General features: G+C 38.2%; 20 protein-coding genes. 17 read left to right on the forward strand and 3 right to left on the reverse strand.

Annotated features, from left to right (window positions below):
- The first annotated feature begins 49 nt into the window (after positions 1–49).
- The 15 genes from BCR25_RS00705 to glmS all read left to right on the forward strand — a co-directional run bounded on the left by BCR25_RS00705 (position 50) and on the right by glmS (position 20,797).
- Positions 50–1,375, forward strand: coding sequence for a DUF6056 family protein (locus tag BCR25_RS00705; RefSeq protein WP_069661685.1), 1,326 nt, complete (start codon positions 50–52; stop codon positions 1,373–1,375).
- A gap of 147 nt (positions 1,376–1,522) precedes the next feature.
- Complete coding sequence (locus tag BCR25_RS00710) at positions 1,523–1,906, forward strand: MerR family transcriptional regulator (protein ID WP_069661686.1); 384 nt, start codon at positions 1,523–1,525, stop codon at positions 1,904–1,906.
- Positions 1,907–1,946: 40 nt separating this feature from the next.
- Complete coding sequence (gene glnA / locus BCR25_RS00715; protein WP_069661687.1) at positions 1,947–3,287, forward strand: type I glutamate--ammonia ligase; 1,341 nt, start codon at positions 1,947–1,949, stop codon at positions 3,285–3,287.
- A gap of 165 nt (positions 3,288–3,452) precedes the next feature.
- Positions 3,453–4,523, forward strand: a complete 1,071-nt coding sequence (locus tag BCR25_RS00720; protein ID WP_069661688.1) for a DUF3114 domain-containing protein — start codon at positions 3,453–3,455, stop codon at positions 4,521–4,523.
- A 236-nt stretch (positions 4,524–4,759) separates the two neighbouring features.
- The gene (gene nifJ / locus BCR25_RS00725) at positions 4,760–8,434 is read left to right on the forward strand and encodes a pyruvate:ferredoxin (flavodoxin) oxidoreductase (protein WP_069661689.1); all 3,675 of its coding nucleotides are present in this window, start codon (positions 4,760–4,762) and stop codon (positions 8,432–8,434) included.
- Positions 8,435–8,516: 82 nt separating this feature from the next.
- Positions 8,517–8,858: a YrdB family protein gene (locus BCR25_RS00730; RefSeq protein WP_069661690.1), complete on the forward strand. Its 342-nt coding sequence runs from the start codon at positions 8,517–8,519 to the stop codon at positions 8,856–8,858.
- A gap of 210 nt (positions 8,859–9,068) precedes the next feature.
- Positions 9,069–9,956 (forward strand): diadenylate cyclase CdaA, encoded by an 888-nt coding sequence (gene cdaA, locus BCR25_RS00735; RefSeq protein ID WP_069662113.1) that lies wholly within the window; start codon positions 9,069–9,071, stop codon positions 9,954–9,956.
- A complete protein-coding gene (locus BCR25_RS00740) occupies positions 9,953–11,104 on the forward strand; it encodes a CdaR family protein (RefSeq protein ID WP_069661691.1) in 1,152 nt (383 codons plus the stop codon). Before cdaA ends, BCR25_RS00740 begins: the two co-directional genes overlap by 4 nt.
- Before the next feature lie 76 nt (positions 11,105–11,180).
- Positions 11,181–12,536, forward strand: coding sequence for a phosphoglucosamine mutase (gene glmM, locus BCR25_RS00745; RefSeq protein ID WP_069661692.1), 1,356 nt, complete (start codon positions 11,181–11,183; stop codon positions 12,534–12,536).
- A gap of 233 nt (positions 12,537–12,769) precedes the next feature.
- On the forward strand, positions 12,770–13,627 hold the full coding sequence (locus tag BCR25_RS00750) for an SAM hydrolase/SAM-dependent halogenase family protein (RefSeq protein ID WP_069661693.1): 858 nt from the start codon (positions 12,770–12,772) through the stop codon (positions 13,625–13,627).
- A gap of 11 nt (positions 13,628–13,638) precedes the next feature.
- Positions 13,639–14,190, forward strand: coding sequence for an ECF-type riboflavin transporter substrate-binding protein (locus BCR25_RS00755; protein WP_069661694.1), 552 nt, complete (start codon positions 13,639–13,641; stop codon positions 14,188–14,190).
- Positions 14,191–14,294: 104 nt separating this feature from the next.
- Positions 14,295–16,004, forward strand: coding sequence for an ABC transporter ATP-binding protein (locus tag BCR25_RS00760; RefSeq protein WP_069661695.1), 1,710 nt, complete (start codon positions 14,295–14,297; stop codon positions 16,002–16,004).
- On the forward strand, positions 16,001–16,834 hold the full coding sequence (locus BCR25_RS00765) for an energy-coupling factor transporter transmembrane component T family protein (RefSeq protein WP_069661696.1): 834 nt from the start codon (positions 16,001–16,003) through the stop codon (positions 16,832–16,834). The genes BCR25_RS00760 and BCR25_RS00765 overlap by 4 nt, the downstream gene beginning before the upstream one ends.
- A 157-nt stretch (positions 16,835–16,991) precedes the next feature.
- On the forward strand, positions 16,992–18,542 hold the full coding sequence (locus BCR25_RS00770; protein WP_069661697.1) for a glycosyl hydrolase family 28-related protein: 1,551 nt from the start codon (positions 16,992–16,994) through the stop codon (positions 18,540–18,542).
- A gap of 443 nt (positions 18,543–18,985) precedes the next feature.
- Positions 18,986–20,797, forward strand: coding sequence for a glutamine--fructose-6-phosphate transaminase (isomerizing) (gene glmS / locus BCR25_RS00775; RefSeq protein WP_069661698.1), 1,812 nt, complete (start codon positions 18,986–18,988; stop codon positions 20,795–20,797).
- Between the two features lie 118 nt (positions 20,798–20,915).
- Here glmS and BCR25_RS00780 read toward each other — a convergent pair whose 3' ends face one another.
- Positions 20,916–22,415 carry a sensor histidine kinase gene (locus tag BCR25_RS00780; protein WP_069661699.1) on the reverse strand — a complete coding sequence of 500 codons (1,500 nt, stop codon included), beginning with the start codon at positions 22,413–22,415 and terminating at the stop codon, positions 20,916–20,918.
- On the reverse strand, positions 22,412–23,104 hold the full coding sequence (locus BCR25_RS00785; RefSeq protein ID WP_069661700.1) for a response regulator transcription factor: 693 nt from the start codon (positions 23,102–23,104) through the stop codon (positions 22,412–22,414). Before BCR25_RS00785 ends, BCR25_RS00780 begins: the two co-directional genes overlap by 4 nt.
- Positions 23,105–23,226: 122 nt before the next feature.
- On the opposite strand from BCR25_RS00785, the gene BCR25_RS00790 reads away from it, so the two are divergent.
- A complete protein-coding gene (locus BCR25_RS00790) occupies positions 23,227–23,511 on the forward strand; it encodes a hypothetical protein (protein ID WP_069661701.1) in 285 nt (94 codons plus the stop codon).
- Between the two features lie 381 nt (positions 23,512–23,892).
- On the forward strand, positions 23,893–25,107 hold the full coding sequence (locus BCR25_RS00795; protein WP_069661702.1) for a leucine-rich repeat domain-containing protein: 1,215 nt from the start codon (positions 23,893–23,895) through the stop codon (positions 25,105–25,107).
- A gap of 144 nt (positions 25,108–25,251) precedes the next feature.
- Here the strand turns inward: BCR25_RS00795 and BCR25_RS00800 are convergent, their stop codons facing one another.
- Complete coding sequence (locus BCR25_RS00800) at positions 25,252–26,154, reverse strand: C40 family peptidase (protein ID WP_069661703.1); 903 nt, start codon at positions 26,152–26,154, stop codon at positions 25,252–25,254.
- Positions 26,155–26,202 lie beyond the last annotated feature (48 nt).

Raw genomic sequence — 26,202 nt, forward strand, 5'->3', positions numbered from 1 at the left:
TGAAGGGGTGATATACTGAATAAAAAGGTTTGTTGTAAGGTGGTAGGTTATGTTGGAGACTTTTATTCGGAAAAATAAAAAGAATTTGATGTTTTATTGTTGTTTGTTTCTTTTAGTACTTGTATATTTTATGAATTTCAAAATTGATGTTACTACAGATGATGGTTGGTTTATGACGGTTCCTAGAGAGTATAGTTTGCCTGATTATCTTCACTGGCGCTACGATGAGTGGTCTGCACGGCTGTTTCCAGAGACCATGTTATATCTTATTTTTCTGGCTCCATTAGTTGTCCACCATGTTATCAGTGCTTGTGCGTGGTTTTTATACAGTTATTCCCTAGTTCGTCTATTTAATGAAAAAGTTTCTCGTCAGAATTTTTTGTTGGCCTTTTTCTCTTTAGGTTTTATGAATGTGTTTGTAATGAAGGATTCACTTTTCTGGATTACAGGAGCGACTAATTATTTATGGCCGTTATCGCTAGGATTATTTGCACTGATTCCCTATGCTGACAATTTTTTTAGAGAGAAGCAGACAGCTGTTTGGCTTTATTTATTGCCGGCCTTTCTTTTTTCTTTGTCGAATGAGCAGTTGATCGCATGTGTCATTGGTGTAGTGCTTGTCTATCATGGGATTATCTTCTTTAAGCGGAGAAAAGAAAACTATTATCTTTTGCTGCCGACCTCGCTTTTTATTGGAGGAGCAGCGTTCATGCTATTAGCTCCAGGAAATGAGCTGCGTTTACAGCAGGAAGTTAAGATGTGGATGCCAGATTTTTATAAAATGAGCTCTTTTTCAAAGGTGCTACGAGGCAGTTCTTGGCTGTTTGAAGGTTGGCAAACCAAGCTGCTGTTACTGTTCATTATTATCTTTATTGTATCTGTTCTAATTGATTCAACAAAGATGTTAGCTAAAGTTACAGGAGCTTATATAGTATTTTTAATATTGTTGATCTACACTTTTCCGAATCGATTTACGAATTTTCAATTGATCACGAAAATTGACTTGCTTTCACAGCTTAAGAGTGGTCATGTCTTTAATTTATCCTTATGGAACGCAGTATTGCCATTTATGTTGTGGGGAGTATTTTTCGGTTTGATCATTGCTTATTCTCTTAGTGTCGCTGAAAAAAAAGTCTTTTTAGGATTAAGTTATTCTGCTGCACTTTTTTCATCGATGCTTATGTGGTTTTCACCTACGATGTATGCTTCTGGAAGTAGAGTCTTAATGTGTGCTTCGGTTTTCTTGATCATTAATTTGTATTTATTGTACCAGCAATTATTGACAAAAAAACAAGAGAGCTCTCGTCGACACCTACTCATGTATGCTTGTTTTTTCCCACTCGTAAATCTGATTTTTGCAGTTTTTGCTTCCTAATCGTTAGGAGTGTTTACCCAACACTTAATGAAAGAAAGGTATCCTCAGGGAGCCTTTTTTTATTTTATGTCAGAAAACCTTACATAAATCATTGACAAGTGAAAAAAGTCTTGCTATTCTATACCTATCTAAGAGAGGGGGGTGGATATGAGAGAGAAGGAACTGAGAAGATCGATGTCAGTTTTTCCAATTGGTACAGTCATGAAACTGACTGATTTATCCGCACGTCAAATCCGTTACTATGAAGAGCAAGATTTGATTCATCCAGAAAGAAGCGAAGGAAATCGGCGCATGTATTCACTGAATGATATCGATGTTTTGCTTGAGATCAAAGATTATTTGTCTGACGGATTGAACATGGCGGGAATCAAGCGTGTCTATGAAATGAAATTGGAAGAGCAAACCCATGCTCAAGAGTCAAATAAACCACTGACTGATGAGGATGTTCGAAAGATTTTGTACGATGAACTTATTTCTCAAGGGGGACTTACTCAACAGAATCCATTCCAATCCAGAGGACCTAAGTTATAGCTGCTGCACCTATAAAAAATGAAGGACGTGAAGGAAGACAATGACGAAGAAACAAAACACAGTAGAAGATATCAAACGAATAACCGAAGAAGAAAATGTTCGATTTTTACGATTAATGTTCACAGACATTATGGGAACAATCAAAAATGTGGAAGTTCCTGTGAGCCAATTAGACAAAGTGTTGAATAATAAAATGATGTTTGATGGTTCTTCTATTGAAGGTTTTGTGCGGATTGAAGAAAGTGATATGTATTTATACCCAGACTTGTCTACGTGGATGATTTTTCCATGGGAAAGCGACCACGGGAAGGTTGCGCGTTTGATTTGTGATATTTATAATCCAGATGGAGAGCCCTTTGCAGGAGATCCTCGGGGAAACTTGAAGCGAGCATTGAAGGATATGAAGGATCTTGGATTTACGTCATTCAATTTGGGACCAGAACCAGAGTTTTTCTTGTTTAAGTTGGATGAAGATGGAAAAATAACGACAGATTTAAATGACCGCGGTGGCTATTTTGATTTTGCACCAACGGATCTCGGGGAAAACTGTCGTAGAGATATCGTACTTGAACTGGAAAGCTTAGGTTTTGAAGTAGAAGCTTCTCATCATGAAGTAGCCCCAGGACAGCACGAAATCGACTTTAAATACGCAGATGTGATTGAAGCTTGCGACAACATTCAAACATTCAAACTAGTTGTAAAAACGATCGCCCGTAAGCATGGGCTGCATGCGACATTTATGCCTAAGCCGCTTTATGGGATCAGTGGTTCTGGGATGCATTGTAATATGTCATTATTCAAAGGGGATGAAAATGTCTTTTATGATGAAGAGGGTGCGATGCAATTAAGTCAAACAGCGTATCATTTCTTAGGTGGTTTGCTTAAGCATGCGCGTGCATATACGGCAGTTTGTAACCCGACTGTTAATTCATACAAACGTTTAGTACCAGGTTATGAAGCCCCTGTATACGTTGCCTGGAGTGGTAGAAATCGTTCACCGTTAGTACGTGTGCCGGAATCACGCGGTTTGTCTACACGTTTAGAATTGCGTTCAGTAGATCCGTCAGCAAATCCGTATCTATCGATGGCTGTACTTCTTCAAGCTGGATTGGATGGGATCAAAAATGAAATCGATCCGCCAGAAGCAGTTGATCGTAATATCTATGTGATGAACGAAGAAGAACGGAACGAAGCACAAATTCATGATCTTCCTTCAACACTTCACAATGCAATCAAAGAGCTTCGCAAGGACGAAGTGATGATTGAGGCTTTGGGTAAGCATATTTATGCTAATTTTGTAGAAGCGAAGCGAATGGAGTGGGCAGCCTTTCGTCAAACTGTTTCAGAGTGGGAAAGAGAACAATATTTAGAATTGTACTAATAGATGGAGAGACTTGGAATAGTTTGGACATCAAATAGTCAATAATGCATTGAAAAAGAATAAGAAAGCTTTATCAATCACTGCTAAAAAAGCAGCATTGATAAAGCTTTTTTTTTCTTAAGAAGCAGAATCAGATGGTATACTATCCAAAAGAGGGTGAGTGCAATGTCGAAGTTTAGACTGGGAGAGGAACAAGTTTTGGAGAGAAAAGAGCAGGCGGCTTACGATAATTTGTTAAGAGAACAGCTAGCAACATTAAAAGCGAACGGCTGGGATGATTTTGCTTGTTCTGCTTATAACGACTATTTAAAAAGTAGCCTAAAAGAAGAGAACGAAGCGTTCCTCATTCAAACAGAAAAACAATTATTTCTGGTCGGTTCACCATTATACGAAAAACTTTTTATAGAGAGCCGTTTATCTGATAAAGAAAAGATTTGTTTAGTTATCCAGCAATTAGGTGGTTTCCTAAATGAAAGCAATGATCTGGAGATGGCTCCTTCAAAATACTGCTTTGATCCTGACATGGCCCCAGGTGCTTCCTTTTTAAACATTTTTTCTAAGACCGTTCAAAATGCGTATCCAGATGGATTGAAAATTGTCGATTCAGATAAAAGAAAGTCTAAAGCAGTCATCAAAAAGAGTTATCCTACTGAAACGATGTTGCACCAATTTCGTCATCAACTGGATAAACATAATGTAGCCTATGTCAAAAGATACCGAGTCAGACACCAGATGAAAACAGATGAAGCAGCAATCAAGGCAATTCTAAAAAGAAATTGGTTTTACGCTGATCCGCATTATCATAATCGAGCACTTCTAGGTGATGAGATAACAGCAAAAGAGGTTCGCACAACTGAACGAAGTTTAACAAATCGTGGCTTGATCAAGAAAATCAGAAAACGCGGCTTTTATCGAAAAATCTTGTCTGGTGATTATCATAGTGAATTTATAGTAGATGAAGCTGGTGAGCTGATCAGTCAATGGCAAACAGAAGCTAAAGAAATAGCTGATCTGCAAATTCCGGTCGCTAATGGGGAATCATTTAATTATGGAGAACGTCCTAGATACGATCAGACAAGATCGCATAATCTATTAGACGGTTTGCCCCCTCATAACTTTGATTCCGTACAACGACTGTCGATCAAGAAAAACTGGATTTCGCCAAAAGATAATTGGTTTTACCAACTTGTTCGCCGCTTGGCAGAAAGTGGCTGCCGCTTTAAAAAAAGAATTTAACCGATTGTATATCCGAAGATTTTCACATATTTTACTTATAGAAGGTAAAGTTTGTGAAGTCTTTTTTGTATTTTGAAGGGCAAATTTTCAAAATTTCCTTAAAAAAAGTAAGAAATGTGCAAAAGTTTGTGAAAAAGTTCGACAAAACGTTTCAAAATCACTTTATATCCGTTATAATAAACAAGAATATGCGTGCAACTATTCTACTTATATATAGAAGGATGATGACGATCATAATGCGAAAAATGAAAACGATGGATGGAAATACTGCAGCAGCTTACATATCTTATGCTTTTACAGAATTAGCTGCTATTTACCCAATAACACCTAGCTCAACAATGGCTGAATTAGTGGATCAGTGGTCAGCAGAAGGCAAAGAAAATATTTTTGGTCAGCCGGTTAAAATTGTTGAAATGCAGTCTGAAGCTGGAGCTGCCGGTGTTGTTCATGGTTCACTGAAAACTGGAGCGTTGACAACTACATATACGGCTTCACAAGGACTGCTACTGATGATTCCAAACATGTACAAAATTGCCGGTGAATTATTGCCGTCGGTTTTCCATGTTGCCAGTCGTGCTGTAACAACGAATGCACTGAATATTTTTGGTGATCATGGGGATGTTATGGCTGCACGTCAAACAGGTTTTGCAATGTTGTGTGAGAGCAGCGTACAGGAGGTCATGGATTTATCAGCGGTCGCTCATTTAGCATCGATCGAATCCAGTGTTCCGTTTATCAACTTTTTTGACGGATTTCGGACAAGTCATGAAATCCAAAAAATCGAAATGCTTGAATACGAAGAACTAGCACCTTTACTAAACCAAGAAAAAGTGAACGAATTCCGCAGCAGAAGTATGAATCCAAATCATCCTTCTGTCAGCGGAACAAACCAAAATCCGGATATTCATTTCCAACAGCGTGAAACAATCAATCGTTACTACGAAGAAATCCCCGCCATTGTGAAACAATATATGGATGAAATTAATACATTAAGAGGAACGGCTTATGATTTAGTGACTTATTATGGTGCTGAAGATGCTGAAGAAGTGATTGTTTCAATGGGATCTGCAGCGCAGGCCATTGAACAGACGATCGATTATCTGACCAAGCAAGGACGTAAAGTCGGCTTCTTGAATATACATTTATATCGTCCGTTTCCTGTTGAAAACTTTTTAGAAAAAATGCCGAAAACGGTCAAAGCGATTGCTGTGATGGATCGGACAAAAGAGCCAGGAGCTGGCGGCGAACCTTTATTATTAGATGTTCAAAGTGCGATGTATGAGTCAGAAATTCGTCCGATGATCATTGGCGGACGTTATGGATTAGGTTCAAAAGATGTGTTGCCTAATCAAATCGTTGCAATCTATGACGAACTTAAAAAAGAGAAAAAAGCAGTCAAATCACGCTTTACGATCGGAATCGTTGATGATGTGACATATACTTCTCTTGATTGCGGAGAAGCACTTGACTTGACTAATCCTAACACCTATCAAGCAAAATTCTGGGGCTTCGGCTCAGATGGTACAGTTGGCGCCAATAAATCTGCAATTAAGATCATCGGAGATCATACCGATAAATATGCGCAAGGCTTCTTTTACTATGATTCAAAAAAATCCGGCGGTCTGACTGTTTCTCACTTACGATTTGGAGAGACGCCGATTCGTTCAACTTATTTGATTGAGCATGCGGACTTTGTAGCCTGTCATACGGCGGCGTATTTACACACCTATGATCTAGTAAAAGGTTTGAAAAAAGGCGGAACATTTTTATTGAATACCGTCTGGAATGATGAACAATTAGATCGTTTCTTACCAAACAAACTAAAAAAATATTTAGCTGAAAATGAGATCAATTTTTATACGATCAATGCAGTCAAACTGGCTAGTGAAGTCGGTTTAGGCGGTCGAATCAACACAGCGATGGAAACAGCTTTCTTCAAGCTTGCTGATATTATGCCGTTTGATGAGGTACTGCCGATTCTAAAAGAAGAAGCACATAAGAGCTATGCGAGAAAATCAATGGCTGTTGTTGAAAAGAATATCCAAGCGATCGAACGGACAGTAGAGTTACTACACAAGGTTGATGTTCCCGAATCGTGGAAAACAGTAGAAGTAAAACCGAAAGTTCGTAAAACCAATGTGACAGATTATGTGCACGAAATCGTAGAACCGATCAATCGCCAAGAGGGAAATGAACTACCTGTAGGAGCGTTTATTAAAAACGGCATGACAGATGGTCGGATGCCACTTGGAACGACAGCTGTTGAAAAGCGGGGAATCGCAGTTGAAGTACCAGAATGGATCAGTGACCGTTGTACAATGTGTAATGAGTGTGCGTTTGTTTGTCCTCATGCAGCCATTCGTCCATTTTTAGCGGATGATGAAGAAATGGACGAAGCGCCAGAAGGCTATATCGTAAGAGAAATGCGTGGAAAAGATGGCTTGAAATACCGTATCCAAGTATCAGTTGAAGATTGTACAGGTTGTGGACTTTGCGTAGATGCTTGTCCAGCAAAGGGCAAAGCCTTAGTCATGAAACCTTACGAAGAACAAAAAGAGCAAGCGATGAACTGGGCATTTTCTATGACCTTGAAACAAAAAGAAAATCCTGCTAAGCCTAATACGGTATTAGGCACACAATTCAACAAACCATTACTAGAATTTTCAGGCGCCTGCTCTGGCTGTGGTGAAACACCTTATGTGAAATTACTGACGCAAATGTTTGGTGACCGTATGATGATCGCTAATGCGACGGGCTGTTCTTCAATCTGGGGCGGAGCGGCACCTGTCTCACCTTATACAACCAATGATGAAGGGCAAGGTCCTGCTTGGTCTAATTCGTTGCTGGAAGATAATGCAGAATTTGGTTATGGTATGTTGTTGGCGAATCAAACACGTCGTGAGCATTTAGCGTTGAAAATGACAGAAGCAATGCCAGTTGCTTCAGCAGATTTAAAATTGTTGATGGAAGACTGGATTGAGCATATGCATACAGGTGAAGGCTCGCAGCAGCGTGCAGCCAAATTAAAAGCAGCACTGCTGGAAGAAAAAGCTGTTCACCCATCCTTAGAAGCAGTGTATGCAGATCATGATCTGTTTGTTAAAAATAGTCAGTGGATGATCGGTGGAGATGGCTGGGCTTATGATATTGGTTATGGCGGAATCGATCATGTGCTGGCCAGCGGAGCAGATGTAAACATGCTGGTTTTAGATAATGAAGTGTATTCTAATACTGGTGGACAAACATCTAAAGCAACTCCAGCATCTGCGATTGCCAAATTCTCAGCCAGTGGGAAATATGTTTCTAAAAAAGATCTTGGCATGATGGCGATGACTTATGGTAATGTCTATGTCGCGCAAATCGCATCAGGCGCAAATCAAATGCAGACGATCAAGGCTTTTGAAGAAGCCGAACGGTTCCCTGGACCTTCAATCATTATCGCCTATACACCATGTATCACACATGGCTTGGCAGGCGGTATGAGTAAAACGCTGGAAGAAGCAAAAGAAGCAGTCAATTCGGGCTATTGGTCATTGTACCGTTATAACCCTGAGCTAAGAGAAGCAGGCAAAAATCCAATGACCTTGGATTACAAAAAGCCGAACTTTGATGAAATGAAAGACTTTATGCGTAAGCAAGTCCGTTTCTCTTCATTAGAATCAACACAAACGGCATTTGCTGGTAAACTGTTCGACAAAACAGTTGAGGATGCCAAAAATCGTTTCTATAATTATGCACGAATGGCTGGTCAAGAAGAAAAAATCCGTGCAAAACTGGAAAAAACAACAGAAGTTGTTAGCGAAAAGGAACCTCGCGTGAAAAAAGAACGAGTCGTTGATCCAGAAGCAGAAGCAAGACGTGCTGCCAGACGAGCAGAACGAGCAGCTAAACGAGCTAACACAGAAGAATAGTAAATAATCAATGGCTGGATGCGATGTTATAAATGATATCCAGTCATTGTTTTTTATTAAGAGTGATTGGAGGCATACTAGTATGGAGCGACTCAAAACAATTAATCTTTTACTCGCTTTTTTTATTGAAATAGGGGCAGTTTTAGTTTTAGGCTATTGGGGCTTTACAGTTAAAACTGATTCATGGATAAGGATCTTTCTAGGAATTACCGCTCCGGTTTTGATGATGGGGATTTGGGCAATCTGGTGTGCTCCTAAATCTCGTTATCGGTTAAAAGGGCTCCGATTATTTTTGTTGAAGGCATTTATTTTTATTCTAGTAGCCTGTTGTCTTGTCAACATGGGAAAGATTGTAGTAGCGGCTCTATTTACACTTTTAGTTGTACTCAATTTATCAGTTAGTGCTTATAAGCATACGCTATAGAAGTCTTAGTGTTTAACAGATTGCCGAGTAAATTTATTAAGCGTTACTCGCCCTTTGATCCGTTTATATTTTAGGTTAAGAGCGTAACGTAACTTGTTATTTTACGACTCATTTCATAATTTTTTTCTATCTTTTATTCTCCTTTCTGTAACCAAATAAAAGAGTATGGTATACTAATAAAGAAATCTTCAGAGAGAAGTGAGGTTTATGATGTCTTTTCAACTTAGTCGATTACTCGACTTAAATTATTGGCAGCAATTGATATCATCAGATTTCTTATCCCGTGATTATATTATCAATATTATAGATATTCTGGTCGTATGGTATCTTGTCTACAAGTTGATCATGCTTGTTAGAGGGACAAAAGCTGTTCAACTGCTCAAGGGAGTCGCAGTTTTTATTATTATTCGTATTTTGAGTGAAATTATTGGACTACACACATTGTCATGGCTGATGAATCAAGTCATTATGTATGGTGTGATTGCGGCAGTTGTTATTTTTCAACCAGAAGTCCGGCGCGGCTTAGAGCATTTAGGGCGAAGCTCGTTTTTCCGTACATCTCGATCTGAGCAGCAGGAAGATGAGAAGATGATTTTGGCTTTCGATAAAGCGATCCAGTACATGTCGAAACGAAAAATCGGTGCCTTGATTACTGTAGAGCGAAATACCGGTCTGGATGAGTATATCGAAACTGGGATCGATCTGGATGCAGATATATCTGGTGAATTACTGATCAATATTTTTATTCCAAATACACCATTACATGATGGTGCCGTAATCGTAAAACAAGGTAAAATTGCTGTAGCAAGTGCCTATTTACCATTATCAGAGAGCAATTTAATACCAAAAGAATTTGGTACGCGCCACAGGGCTGCTGTTGGAATCAGCGAAGTTAGTGATGCAGTGACGATTATCGTATCAGAAGAAACTGGCGATGTCAGCTTAACACTAAACAATGATTTGATTCCACGTTTAACACAAGAAGAATATCTTAAAATTCTTCGAGCAGAATTAGTACCAAAAGAAGAAAATAAAGATAAAAAGAATCTTTTGCAACACTTTATCGATGGTGTGTCAAAGGGGGCGAAAAAGCGATGAATAGACCCTCTCAAAGCAATTGGTTTTCTGCATTACTCGCGTTGTTATTTGCGCTATTACTATTTTTTAATGCAAATTCATCGAGCAATTCTTCTGTTCTAGTCAATACCAATCAAGTATATGACGAGATGCTTTACAATATTCCAGTCCAGCTGGAATATGACCAAGACAAGTATTTCGTTTCCGGCTATGAAGAAACAGTCAATGTCCATCTAAGCAGTGCCAATCGAATTCAGTTGAATCGAGAATCAAATGAAGATACTCGAAATTTTCAAGTAGTTGCTGATTTGACCAAAACACCGCTTGGTACGTCTGAAATCCAATTGAGAGTTAAAGGATTAAGTACAGCTGTGACGGCTGAAATTGAACCAAAAACGATCACTGTTACTTTAGAGAACAAGGTCACTCAATCATTTGAGGTGCAGGCACAATTACCAGACACTATAGAAGCAGAAGGATATACTGTTAAGAAAACAGAGCTCAGCCCTAAAAAAGTAGATATTACAACGGGTGAAGAAACGGCAAAAGCAATTGAACGAGTCATTGCCCCATTATCGAATGTTAAACAATCTGTTGACACGATCAAACAAACAGTGAATGTTCAAGCACTGGACAACAAAGGACAGGTTTTAAGTATCGAAAATCCTGCACCGCAAGTCAAGGTAGTGGTCGAATTGTCTCTTCCGTCAAAAGAGGTTAGCTTAACTGCAACTGCGACAGGTTCGCCGCCGTCAGGAGTATCTAATTATACATTTAGCCTTTCGAAGCAAAAAGCAGAAATCAAAGGTTCTAAATCTATTTTAGATGGTATTGATACGATCGAAGTACCTATAGACATCAATAACGTCAAGTCATCTGTAAAGAAAAAAGTTAAGTTACCAACGAGTTCAGATTATATTATTACACCTGAGGAAGTAGAAGTGACAATCAATCCAATTTTTGCAGAAACGAGTACTAGCTATTCAGATGTTAGCGGGGGACAAAATACAACAGGAACTTTTTTTAGCCAAGAAACCCCTGACCCTTCCTCTTCAAGTGAAGTTACATCTAGTTCTTCTAGTACGTCGACTTCATCTAGTGTGCCAAAAGTTGACAGTACGACGGATAACCAAGAGGAAGATAGCGGCGCTTCTAAACCAGCAAATTAAATTGAGTGATTAAGGGATTTGTTTGGCTTGAGTAAAAATAAGTGAACAGAGCCTTACATGTAGAAGGAGAATTAAGATGGGTAAATATTTTGGAACAGACGGTGTTAGAGGGATTGCAAATAAGGAATTAACACCGGAATTAGCATTTAAATTGGGCCGCTTTGGCGGGTATGTATTGAGTCAGCATGAAGACTCTTCTCGTCGTCCAAGAGTTTTGGTTGGACGTGATACACGTATTTCAGGACAATTATTGGAACAAGCATTGATTGCTGGTTTGTTATCAGTGGGAATCGAAGTATTTCAGCTAGGTGTCATTTCAACACCAGGAGTAGCTTATTTAACAAGACTACAAAAAGCTTCCGCAGGTGTCATGATTTCTGCCTCTCATAATCCAGCTGAAGACAATGGAATTAAATTTTTCGGTTCAGATGGGTTTAAATTAGTGGATGAGCAAGAACTTGAAATCGAAGCACTACTGGATGCGCCAGAAGATACGTTACCGCGCCCTTCAGCAGAAGGATTAGGTACATTAGATGAGTTTCCAGAAGGATTATTGAAGTATTCACAGTTTTTAGTTCAAACGATTCCAGGTGATTTATCTGATTTAACTGTGTGTATCGATGCGGCCAATGGTGCAACTGCTACCTCGGTCAATCGTTTGTTTGCTGATTTAGAAACGGATTTCTTTACAATGGGAACCAGTCCGAATGGCTTAAATATCAATGATGGAGTCGGTTCTACACATCCTGAAAAACTTGCTGAAATGGTTGTCGAAAAGGGTGCAGATGCAGGTTTAGCGTTTGATGGTGATGGCGATCGGATCATTGCGGTTGATGAGCTTGGCAACATTGTAGATGGCGATAAAATCATGTTCATCTGTGCTAAATATTTAGCAGAAAAAAATCGTCTGAAAAAAGATACGATCGTAACCACTGTAATGAGTAATCTAGGCTTCCGCAAAGCAGTAGAAGCTGCTGGAATGAAAGATGTGATCACTCAAGTTGGCGACCGTTATGTTGTAGAAGAAATGCGTAAAAATGATTATAATTTTGGCGGGGAACAATCTGGTCATATGATCTTTTTGGATTACAATACAACAGGTGACGGTATGCTATCAGGGATTCAATTGTTGAACGTTATGAAGCAAACTGGTAAAAAATTATCTGAGCTTGCTGCTGAAGTGACTGTTTATCCGCAAAAATTAGTAAATATTCGTGTGACGGATAAAAATGGTGCCATGGATGTACCAGCAATCAAAGCAATCGTTGAACAAATGGAACAAGAAATGAATGGTGATGGACGTATTCTCGTTCGTCCGTCTGGAACAGAACCATTGCTACGTGTAATGGCAGAAGCACCGACACAGGAAAAAGTTGATTATTATGTGGATAAAATTGCTGATGTAGTGAAAGCAGAGATTGGTGTAGCATAACGTTTTAAAAACAGGATTAAAACAGAGATTAGGTGATAACGAATCAAGTTATCACTTAATCTTTTTTATTTGGTCAAAAACGAATGATCATTCATTTTATCAGCGAATCGTTCGATAATGTCGTTGACAGAACCGAGAGAAAAAGGTACTATTATTTGAGAATTGATCGGGCTTGTAGAGATTATTTTGCCCTGTTTTTTCTTAAGAATAGTGATTGAGAAAGGAGTAATGAGATGGGGAAATATTTAGTTTTACAAACAGATTTTGGTCTTGGTGATGGAGCTGTTAGCGCGATGTATGGTGTTGCTCATATGGTCAGCGATGACATCACTATTGAAGATTTGACCCACGAGATTCCTCCTTATGATATTTGGGCGGCATCGTATCGTTTATACCAAACAGTCAAATATTGGCCGAAGGAAACAGTTTTCGTTTCAGTCGTCGATCCAGGGGTAGGGAGTGCACGCAGAAGTATTGTTGCAAAAACAACTTCGGGACATTATATCATTACGCCAGATAATGGCTCATTGACACATATTGCACATTATCAAGGAATCGAAGAAATACGTACGATTGATGAAGTGACCAGTCGTTTGCCGCATTCAGAAGAAAGTCATACATTTCATGGCAGAGACATTTATGCTTATAATGGCGCACGTTTAGCAAGTGGAGAGGTTTCATTCGAAGAACTAGGAAGTGTTGTTGCTACATCATCTGTGACAACGCTGCCGCTGATCGAAGCGACAAAAAACGAGCACATTTTAGAAGGAAGCATCGATGTTTTAGATATTCGTTTTGGTTCTCTATGGACAAACATTCCGCTGACGTTTATGAAAGATTTAGATATCAATCATGGCGATCAGCTGCAAGTGACGATTTATCATCAAGGGAAAAAAGTGTATCAAAATATCATGAAATTTGCGAAATCTTTTGCAGATGTCAATATTGGGGAGCCTTTGGTGTATGTTAATTCGCTAGTAAATATCGGTGTAGCTGTCAATCAAGATTCCTTTTCTAAACTGTATCACATTGGGACAGGAACAGATTGGACGATTCAATTAAGAAAAGCACCAAAGATAATTTTTGAATAGGAGTGAACGAAATGAAAAAAGATTTTTCAGTAAAAACGATTGTGGCAATCGGGATCGGCTCTGCTGTTTTTGTTATATTAGGCCGTTTTGTGGTGATTCCAACAGGGTTTCCTAACACAAACTTAGAAACAGCGTATCCTTTCTTAGCATTGATTTCAGCTATTTTTGGTCCTGTTGCAGGTGGTTTGATTGGCTTGATCGGTCATACGTTAAAAGACTTTACAACTTATGGCAGTGCATGGTGGAGTTGGATCGTTTGTTCAGGGATCATTGGCGTTATCTATGGCTTTGCCGGTAGAAAAATCGATCTTCAGCATGGTGAGTTTACTAAAAAAGACATTATTCATTTTAATATTTATCAAGTTCTCGGAAATGCTGTTGTTTGGGGATTGATTGCACCAACACTAGATGTTTTGATCTACAGCGAACCTGCTAGTAAAGTGTATACACAAGGCGTGATCGCTGTTGTCTTGAATATTATTGCGGTTGGAGTCATTGGAACATTATTGATGGCGGCCTACGCTGCGACGCGTACGAAAAAAGGGAGTTTAACAAAAGATTAGTTATGTAGTAAAATAGACATGAAGGACGAGAAAAAAACAGCTTGGCTCTCCAAGTGCAACTGTCTTTTCTTGTCCTTTTTACATAGAAAAAAGGAGCGGCATCAATGAAAAAACCACTGATAACTTTTGATCATTTCAGCTTTCAGTACCATAGTCAGGCTGAACCTACATTACATAACATTGATTTGACCATTTACGAAGGAGAAAAAATCCTGATTTTAGGACCAAGCGGCAGCGGAAAATCAACGTTTGCTCAATGTATCAATGGTCTGATTCCATACAGCTATGAAGGAGAAATAACAGGCCAGGTAAAAATCGGTGAAAAGGACTTAACTAAAACAAGCTTATTTGATTTATCATTTGAAGTGGGAACGGTGCTCCAAGATACGGATGGTCAATTTATTGGATTGACAGTGGGAGAAGATGTTGCTTTTGCCCTTGAAAATGATGCCGTAGCACAAGAAACAATGAAGCAAGAAGTAAAAAAATGGACAGAAGTCGTTGAAATTAGTGACTTTTTACATCATCGACCACAAGACTTATCGGGTGGACAAAAACAGCGAGTTTCTATGGCGGGTGTGTTGATCAACGAAGCACCGATTTTATTATTTGATGAACCTCTAGCTAATCTTGATCCAAAGGCAGGAAAAGAAACGATTGCGTTGATCGATGAGCTCCATCAGCGTGTGCAGACGACAATTGTTATTATTGAACATCGTTTGGAAGATGTGTTGTATCGTTCTGTCGATCGTGTGATTGTTTTTGATGAAGGACGGATTGTGGCAGATTTGCCAGCTGATGAACTGTTGAAAACGAATATACTGATAGAAAAAGGGATCCGAGAACCTCTTTATGTTACTGCTATGAAATATGCAGGTGTGGATCTAGCCCAAGTTGAATGCTTATCAGATAGCGAAAAAATCCAAGCTCCTCGGTTGAAAGAACAAATGGAAAATTGGATGCAGGAGCAATCTCAAGAACCCAAACAAAGGGAAACAGAACCTTTATTAGCACTAGAAAACGTCACTTATCAATATCAAAAAAATGGTCGCTATGTGTTGAATGATGTTTCAGTCACACTAAATAAAGGAGAAATGCTTAGTATCGTTGGGAAAAACGGTGCTGGGAAATCTACGTTAAGTAAAGCAGTCTGTGGGTTTATCACACCACAAGCAGGAAAAATGACGTGGCAAGGAAAAGATTTTACACAGCTTTCGATCAAAGAACGAGCAGATAAAATTGGGTTTGTTATGCAAAATCCCAATCAGATGATTTCAAAGAAAATGGTTTTTGAAGAAGTGGCACTGGGCTTAACCTTGAAAGGATTGCCAGAAGATAAAATCAATCAGCAAGTCGAAAAAGTGTTGAAGATTTGTGGTCTACATTCTTTTCGAAAGTGGCCGATTTCAGCACTAAGCTTTGGTCAGAAAAAACGGGTCACGATTGCTTCGATTTTAGTCCTAGAACCTGAAATGATCATTTTAGACGAGCCAACTGCAGGACAAGATTTTAAGCATTATACAGAAATGATGGGCTTTTTGAAAGAGCTGAACAATCTGGGCGTTACGATTGCCATGATTACTCATGATATGCATTTGATGCTGGAATATACAGAACGTACGTTGGTACTGTCAGAAGGAAAAATTCTTGCAGACACAACGCCGATCAATGTGCTGACAAATGTTCAGCTAGTTGAGCAAGCATCGCTGAAAGAGACGAGTCTGTTTACCTTTGCTAAGCAGATAGGCTTGTCTGATCCATTTTTATTTACCAAAAACTTTATGGCGTATGATCAGGAGGTGCGTTTCTTATGAATGAACATCAAATGTTAGGCTATATTCCCGATAATACTGCTATCCATAAGCTGAATGGTACAGCGAAATTGATTTTTTTGATTCTATTGTCTGTTGCATGTATGACGACGTATGATACGCGTTTTTTGATCGGTATGACCGTATTTTCTCTGATTTTATTCAAAATTTCTAATATCAAATGGCATCAAATTTCGTTTGTGGTGAAATTTATTTTTGTGTTTTCTTTGATGAATATTATTGCTGTTTATTTGTTCTCTCCGGAATACGGTGTAGAGCTTTATGGTTCAAGAACTCTGATTTGGCAAGGCATTGGACGCTTCACGTTGACGCAGGAGCAATTATTCTATGAATTTAATTTAGTATTAAAATATTTTTGTACGATTCCACTAGTTCTGATTTTTCTATTGACGACAAATCCGAGTGAGTTTGCCTCTAGTTTAAATCGAATCGGTGTTAGCTATAAAATCAGTTACGCTGTAGCATTGGCGATTCGCTATATTCCAGATATTCAAGAGGATTTTATCAATATTTCCTTAGCGCAGCAAGCACGTGGATTTGAAATGTCCAAAAAAGGGAAATTGACACAACGAGTAAAAGGGACTGCTCAAATTGTCTTTCCGCTGATTCTTTCTAGTTTGGATCGAATCGAAACGATCAGTACAGCAATGGAGCTGCGTCGCTTTGGTGAAAAGAAAAAACGGACATGGTACGCACAGCAGCCGTTTCATTTGGGTGATTTTGCAGTGATTGGGTTGGCAGTTGTTTTGACAATAATCAGTTTTGCTCTGTTTAACGTAAATGGAGGTAGATTTTATAATCCGTTTCAATAAAAATAGGTTGAAATAAAAGTCGATTTTTATTCCAATTGCCGAAAAATCTGACTTTTAGCCACCGTTTATTGCGTTTTAGAGTGTGAAACAAAACTAATTTTCGTTTTGTCCGCACTCTTTTTTATTTGTCATTATTAATTTGAAGGGAGTAGTTTTAGTGTTTAATAAAGTGAAAATGAGAGGTCAACTGTTGGGTTGGATTTTAGTTGGGAGTTTATTTTTAGCGATTGGATTTATTTTTGGAGAGCAACAGAATGGCTGGGCAGAAGAGTCTGGATTGACTTTTGTTAAGGAAGAAAGTTTAGATGCAGCAGATGCTGCAATTTTTGGTGAATACGCCTTGATCCCAAATAATACAAAGGATCAGTCGGACAATTTGATCAAGTGTTTGGAACAGGCGACAGCGATGAACCGCTGGCTGTATATACCAGAAGGAGAGTATATTGTTAATCAAACGATTCCGCTGTATACGAATGTCAAAATTAGTGGAGCTCCTGATGGAACAACCATTTTAAAAAATGAAACGGGTACAGAAGTTGGCTTTGAATGTCCGAAAAACCAATATCCAGATCGAAAAAATATTGCCATCACAAATCTATTTTTAGATGATATTTTTATTTATACACAACTGGTCGATCATTTAAGAATTGAAAATAATATTTTTTATCATCCTACAAGTAAGTTTGTAGTCAATGTTAATAAAACCAACGATGCTAAGATCAATAATAATATTTTTTTAAGAGACCAAGCGCACGTCGGCGCAGCTAGAGATTGGGGACGTACGATTTATATTGGCGGCTACGCTACCCCTAGCCGTTATCAATGGACGGAAAATATTGAAATCAACAATAATCTATTTGGGGTAAAATTGGCTGAGCTTGATGCCATCAAAGAATTTAGTCCAGCGACAACGAATCATACGATTCAACGCTTACAAAATGCTGTAAGTGAAGCAAAAGTTTCTTTAGCAAACGAACAGTATTTTATTGTCACGGGCATAAATTCTTATAACAACTTAAAACAGGCAAGGATCGAACATAATCTATTTTATTCTTGTCATGATGATTATGGTTTAGATGTTATTGCACAGGACCATGCGATTTATTTAAGAGGATCACAAGATATTTATTTTGCGAATAATCATCTTCGTGGGTGGCATAATGGTCCAGCTGGAGGAATTAAATTCAAATCCGGACGAAATATTACGATCGTCAACAATTACCTGCGTAATACAGGAATGATTTTTTACGCGACAGCTGAATATGGATTAGGGACAACGCTTGCCGATGGAAAAATCTCTGAGCTTTCTCATCTATTTGTAGCGAATAATATTTTTGACTGGAAAAAATGGGATGGCTACTATTCTTACGGTGTTGAATACCATAGTGAAAATGTAGAAAATCCACTGATGCATGATTTGGTATTTATTGATAATGCGTATATTAATTTTGAAAATATACCTGCGAACCGTCGTATCGGTTTTACGAAGGTAATGGGAGACGGCTTTCCTGCTGAAAGTACGTATATTCGAAACACACGAGATGATACAGCAGATAAATTTTTAGGTGTACAATATTGGACAGCTGAAGATTATGGAAAAATGCCCTCAGATTGGTTAACGATGACACATACTGATGCTTATCATTACTATCAGGAAAAAATAACAGAACCGATGCCGATAAAAGATGTATTGAGTGTTAACAATTAGTTCATTTTTTTCACTTAGGATTGGTATACATAGATTCCTTTTTAATTAAGGTTTTTATGTATACCAATTTTTATTTTTAGATAAAAAGTTGACAGAATAATGAGTTTAGTTATATTATTAATGCAGTTTCTATTTAGAAAACAGAAAAGGAGGATAGTTAGACCAATAAAAGGATAGCGCCAGGCCTGTTGATTCAGGTGACGAGGAAAGAGCTTATCGAAACATTCGGCGGATAGCTCTAGGGGCTGCACTCTACAAGCCGGAAAGAAAAAATAATTGCGAGATTATAACAAAAATCCAGCTACGCAGAATAGAAACATATAATGATCGATCAACAATAAGTACGGGACGCACTGAAAATGAAACAAACAGGAAATCATTGACAGTGAACTCACTTATTTGATTGTAACCTAAGACAAATGAGAAAGTAGGAAAGAGACATTATGTGTGGAATTGTAGGAATCGTGGGAAAAGAAAACGCAACAGATATTTTAGTCCAAGGATTGGAAAAATTAGAATATAGAGGATATGATTCAGCTGGGATTTTCGTAACAGGAACAGACAAAAAAGATTATTTGGTTAAATCTCTAGGTAGGATCGCTGATCTTCAAGCTCAACTTAGCCCGGAAGTGCAAGGGACTGTAGGAATTGGGCATACACGCTGGGCAACACATGGAAAACCAAGTGAACGTAATGCTCATCCTCATACATCAGGTAATGACCAGTTCATTTTGGTGCATAATGGTGTGATTGAAAACTTTGAAGAAATCAAACAGGACTTTCTTCGAGGAGAACAGCTAACAGGTGAAACAGATACTGAAATTGCCGTTCATTTGATTGCTTATTTTTCAAAAGAAACTGCGAATACAAAAGAAGCCTTTAAAAAAGCTTTGAGTGTGATCAAAGGTTCGTACGCATTTGCTTTGATTGATAAGAATGAACCAGAGACGATTTACGTTGCGAAAAACAAAAGTCCTTTATTGATCGGTTTAGGCGAGGATTTTAATGTGATTTGTAGTGATGCAATGGCGATGCTTACTCAAACCAATCATTTTGTAGAAATAAATGATGGAGAAATGGTGACAGTAAAGGCAGACAAGATCGATATTGAAGATGAGAAGGGAAACGTTGTTTACCGCGAATCTTATGAAGCACAGCTGGATTTAAGTGATATTGAAAAAGGAACCTATCCTTATTACATGTTAAAAGAAATCGATGATCAACCGACCGTGATGCGTCGAATCATTCAAGAATACACCAATCAGACTGGTGAAACGATGATCGATCCCAACGTCATTAAAGAAATTACAGCAAGTGACCGTATTTACATCGTTGCCTGCGGAACCAGCTACAATGCTGGCTGGATCGGTAAAACAATGATTGAAAGCCTTGCAGGTATACCAGTAGAAGTCCATCTTTCCAGTGAATTTGGCTATAATATGCCGCTACTTTCAGAAAAACCTTTCTTTATTTTCTTAAGCCAAAGTGGGGAAACGGCAGACAGTCGTCAAGTGTTAGTGCAAATCAACGAGCTTGGCTTGCCTTCATTAACATTGACCAATGTTCCTGGCTCAACGTTATCTAGAGAAGCGAAGTACACACTATTGCTTCATGCGGGACCTGAAATCGCAGTAGCCTCAACGAAGGCTTATACAGCTCAAATCGCTGTGTTAGCTGTATTAGCGAAAGCAATCGGTGATAAGAAAAACCGATCAGCTTCTCTTGCATTTGATATCGCTCATGAATTGAGTGTGATTGCTTCAGTAATGGAAACGATCATTGATGAAAAAATGGAAATCAGTCAGCTGGTAGAAGAGTATTTGGCTGTAACAAGAAATGCTTTTTACATTGGCCGCGGTGTTGATTACTATGTATCGATGGAAGCATCGTTAAAACTGAAAGAAATCTCTTATATTCAAGCAGAAGGTTTTGCAGCAGGAGAATTAAAGCATGGAACAATTGCCTTGATCGAAGAAGGAACGCCTGTTTTTGGTGTAATCACTGATAAAAAAACTGCGGCTCACACAAGAGGAAATTTGAAAGAAGTAGAAAGCCGGGGTGCGCATAACTTTGTCATCTCGATAGCCGCATTATCCAAAGAAACAGACCAAATCATTTTACCGGATGTCCATCCATTATTGACAGCGTTAGTCAGTATTGTCCCAACGCAATTGATCGCTTATTTTGCAACCTTACAAAGAGGCTACGATGTAGATAAACCACGTAATTTAGCGAAAAGCGTGACAGTAGAGTAAAGAGGTCCAAAAAGTAACTTCAGAGCCTCTTAGAAGTTGATATGAGCAGAATTGTGTGTATTTAGATAAAGAGCCCAAAGTAAAAACGATTTTTTCATTTTTGCTTTAGGCTCTTTTTTTATTCTAATGGGATAATCACAAAAAAGGTTGTTCCTGCTTCTTTCGTACTTTCAACCCTTAAATCAAAGTGATGACGATCTGCAATTTCTTTAGCAATCGCAAGACCTAAGCCGGTTCCATCCAGTTGGTCTTTTGAAGGAGAACGATGAAAACGAGCAAAAATTTGCGCTTGTTCTTTTGGTGGAATCGCTGTACCTGAATTATGGACACTGACTATCAGTGAGCCATTCTTTATTGTAGTATTGATAGCAACAGCTGTTTGATGAGGTGCGAATTTAAGTGCATTTTCGATCAAAATAACAAACAGTTGACGGATTCGTCCATAGTCTCCTTGAATGATTACAGGCTCATTCAAAGGTGTTTCGATCGTTAAAACTTGTTCTTTTTCCGCTGCCTTCAATCGCAAACTGCGTAAACTATCGGAAAGAACATCATTGATTGTTACAGATTCGATGGTGATCGAAAATTCAGGATTTTCTAAACGTGACAATTCTAATAAATCATTGATCAAACGTTCCAATACGATTGCTTCACTCAATAGTTGCTGATGATACTCAGTGACCTTTTCAGGCTGTGAAACTAAACCATCAGCTAATGATTCTAGCGAACCACGAATTACGGTTACAGGTGTGCGTAGTTCATGAGAAACGGTGGACAAGAAGTCTTTTTGTGCTTGCTCTCTATTTTCGCGCTGGTTTTTAGCTGCTGAAAGTCGCTCCTTTAAGACGTTCAATTTTTCCCCAAGCTGACCAATTTCATCATTTTCTAAAAGTGTTAACGAATCTTCATAGTTTTCTACTACAAGCTCGTCTGTGAATGAACGCATCCTGTTGATTGGAGCGATGAACTTTCTTGATAGAATAACGGACAGCAGTAAGCCGATGATCCAAGCAATCAAAATACTGATCCAGAGTAGAACGTAGCCGTTCTTCTCCTCTTTATGTACACTGGAAACCGCTGAATGAATCAAAACAACGCCTAAAACGTCGCCCTGTTCATTTTTGATCGGTTCGCCGACTGTGACAGTTGGTTCGCCAATAAAATGACTAAAAGCATTACTAGTAGTTGTTTTGCCAGTGTAGACTTGTTTGATTACTTCTTGGGCATCGTCAGGAAGTTCATTGTATTGTTTTTCATGCATGCCATGTCCAACTGTGATCGTTTGGGCATGTTCATCCACGATCCATAGATCATCCATCGCTAATTGATCCATAAACTGAATGAAGGAGGAATAGTGCATTCCCATCCTCATTGAAGAATTTGATCCCATCATGCCGTGCATGGAAGAGCTATCGTCCTCTTCAGTTGTGTCTTGCTCAGAAAAATATTCCCCGAGATTCTCTGCGATCACTGATGCTCTTCGAGTCATTTCTTCTGTATGGATCGTAACGGTCTGCTTAGAAAAAAGGAATCGAAAGGCTAAACCGATAACCACTGAGAATAGAAGTAAAGTCAGTGAAAAATATAAAATTAGTTTTTTGGTCAATTTACTCTTCATTTTTTACCCTCGAATTTATATCCTTGTCCCCAAACGGTGGCAATTTCCCAATTAGGATGAGGAAATTCATCTAGTTTTGCCCGTAAACGTTTGATATGAGTATCAACTGTTCTAGCGTCACCAAAATAATCGATGCCCCAAAGACTATCTAATAAGTTATCTCGTGAGAAAACTTTTTCCCTATGAGATAACAGCAGCCAAAGCAGTTCTAATTCTCTTTTAGTTAAAAGAATTTCCTGTTGATCAATTGTTACATTCTTTTCTTCTAAGTAAATTGCCAAGTTATCGTAAGTTAAATAAACCATTGATTGCTGATTTTCTTCTGTTCGTTCGATTCGTCGTAAAATTGCCCGAATTCTAGCCATAACTTCACTGGGAGAAAATGGTTTGACGATATAATCATCTGCACCGATATCCAACCCCATGATGCGATGATAATCTTCCCCTTTGGCTGTGATCATAATGATTGGAACATTTGAGGTCTCTCTGATTTTTTTACAGACTTCAAAGCCGTCAAGTATAGGAAGCATCACATCCAGTAAAACCAATTCGATCGTATGAGTATTAAAGGCTGTCAATGCGTCTTGTCCGTTAGAAACGACAATGGGCGTGAAGCCTTCTTTTAAAACATAATCTTTTAAGACTTCAGTAATTTGTTGATGATCATCTACGATCAAAATCTTTTTCATGATATATCCTCCTGTTTCTACCTCCTATTATAGTCAATAATTCAGCGTTTAGGGAAATTTTTTTTGACACATATTCGTCACAATTAGACGATAAACTAGGGAAAAAGAGGAGGAATTAAACAATGAAGAAACACACTAGTAAAGTATTATTTGGAATTGCGATTTTAGGCTTGGTAAGCTTTGCGCCTAGGGCTGAAGCAGTTGGAGGTTTTGGTAATCGCCACATGGATTCTGTTGAAATGAATGAAATGCACGGCTGGAATCGAGAAAAAATGGATGAAAATTGGAGAGAGAGCCGACGGAAACAACATTCGGAAAATCGTGGGATGAAAAGAGTTTATCGAAACAATGGAATGATGAACAATTATCGTGAAAATACGACTCATCCTTGTTGGTCTGCAGAATAAAAAAAATATTCCTCCACCGTTTTCGATGGAGGGAACACAAATCAAATTACACACAAGAATAAAATATCATATTTTCTCATAATTCTCAACAATTTAGCTGTTTATTTAAAAAATAGAGAATTTTATTATGTATTTGTGTCGTTTTGGTCGTTTTAAATTTTGTGAATATGCACTTTTTAATGAACAATCAGAAAAGAAAAATAATTATCTGCATAACGATTAGTATCAATTAGAGTATATTTTAAAGGCAAGGCTTCATTTTAATTAAATGTAATATCGTTTTATTAAGATAAAAAGTGTTTATAATTTTATCTTAAGGAAATTATATTTGACATCAGGAAAAGAGAGGTGTATTATTAGGGAAAAGATGGAGGTAGAAAAATGAATAAGAAAAGAAAAATGAAACAATTGGTTGTAGCTTTATTAGTAAGTTCTGTTGGAATGTTGTTTGAGGCTCAGCAAGTACTAGCGGAAAATGTTTCAGAGGTTGAGAATAGTGTTGTACTTGCAGAAGAAACAAATATTGGCATAATCAAGGAAGTATTTCCCGACCCGGTTTTTGCTGCAGAAGTTGCAAAACAAGTTGAAAAGTCTGTTGACGATATGTTGACTAAGCAAGATGCTGGAAAAGTGACTAATCTGCAACTAAGTGTTTATGACGATCAGGCGATTGAAAATGCTGTAGGTGTTGAACAGCTCGTTAACTTAAAGAGATTGATTATTCAAGGCGGTAGCATAGCAACAATCGATCTTAGTCAGAATACAGAGCTTACAGAGCTTGACGTATCAGATACAGATGTGACAAGTCTTGATCTTACACACAATACCAAGTTAACTGAGGTAACCTCTGCTGGTAATAAGCTGACGAAGATCAATGTGACCAATTGCTTTGAGCTAGAGACATTACACCTAAATAATAATCAGTTAAAAACGATAGATATTAGCAAGAATCCTAAATTGAAATGGTTGAGTATTTACTGGAACAAGCTAATAGAGATTGATACAACTAACAATCCAGAGTTGGTTTATTTGCTTCTAGGGCAAAATCATTTGATATCAGCGAATGTTTCACAAAATACTAAATTGTGGGAATTGGATCTAAGCCAAAATTCTACTTTTTCAGAGATAGATGTGACTCAAAATACAGAACTACAGAGCTTAAAATTGGATCAATTGGGGTTAAACGCTGTAGATGTTTCCAAAAATACAAAACTAAAAGAGTTAGGTTTGACGAATAATCAATTAGAACAATTGGATTTATCAAGTAATGGGCAATTAGAGTTACTTTTTCTAACGAAAAATAAATTATCATCATTAAATGTAAGCAAAAATGTCAATCTAATAAATTTGTATGCTGGCTACAATCAATTAAGTCTGATTAAATTAAGCAAAAATCCAGCGATTAAACGATTAAGCTTAAATCACAATCAATTAAGGTATTTAGATGTAAGCGCGAATCGTGACTTGATTTCTCTAGATGTGCGCTCTAATAACTTATGTGTACTGGATTTGAGCGATAATGTTTTCCTAACAGAAGAAAACTATTTTACCGAAGGTAATCCAGGAATTCATGTAATTGCTCCAGGTGAGTATTAAAAAGTAAAGGTTTACTAAGAGGTATTTTCTAGAAATAAACAAAGAAGGGCAATTCTTTTGCCCTCTAATAATCTAACATAAAGGTATCCGAGACATAACTTGTAAAGTTATGCTTCGGATACCTTCATTCATTGCTATCTATTTTTATGATAGTACGCGCACAGCAAAGTCTGGTGCATATGAAGCGACCGTTGCAATTTGAACAACATCCCCAGGAACAGGTGCGTGGATATAAGAGCCATCTCCTGTTGAAATGCCTACATGATAAGTGCCGCCATGACTACCCCAAAAGACTAAATCGCCTGCTTGGGCTTCGGAAACAGCAATGGTGGTTCCTGCGGTTTCTTGATCAACAGTAGTTCGTCCCAATGAATGACCGATCGAAGCAAACGCAACTTGAACAAGTCCAGAGCAATCAAATGCATCAGGACCAGCAGCACCATAAACATATGGTTTACCCAAATGCGTTTTAGCAGCTGCCACAACAGCTGTACGTGTATCGACTTGTTTCGCCTGTTCAGTTGTTTGTTTTTTTGCTTGGTCGATTTTTTCAGACAGCTGTTTTTCTTGTTTATGTAAGTTGGCTTGTTCTTCTTTGAGTGATTTTATGTCGGTTTGTAGCTCCTGTTGCTGTTGGGACAATTCAGCTAGCCGTTCCTTTTTCTCTTTTAATGGATCATTATTGTCCTCATCAAGCGTGACAGACGACATTTCGATTGTTAAGGGAACATTTTCCTCTGAGTTTTCTGATGTATGAACGTTACCTAGTGAGTGAATATCTTCTAGCTGTTGGATTGCTGTTTGCGTTTTTTGAATTTTGATGCCAATATAGGTTAATTGCTCAGTTGTTTCGTTGGTCGATTCACTCGCTTTTTGTGTGGCTTCTTTTATTGATGCCAATTTCCTTGAAGAATCACTTATGATTTTTTCCTGTGCAGCTTGGTTTTCCTCGGTAGTAGCCGCAAATACAGGGGTACTTAACAATAAGCTGGAGGAAAGTGTCACACTTGTAATCAGTAATGTAGTCAAGATAGTAGTTTTTTTCAAAAAGATTCTCCTTTGATGTGTTTTGTTTTTATATGTAGGTAGTTATCA

Source organism: Enterococcus termitis, from assembly GCF_001730305.1.
Taxonomy (GTDB): domain Bacteria; phylum Bacillota; class Bacilli; order Lactobacillales; family Enterococcaceae; genus Enterococcus_L; species Enterococcus_L termitis.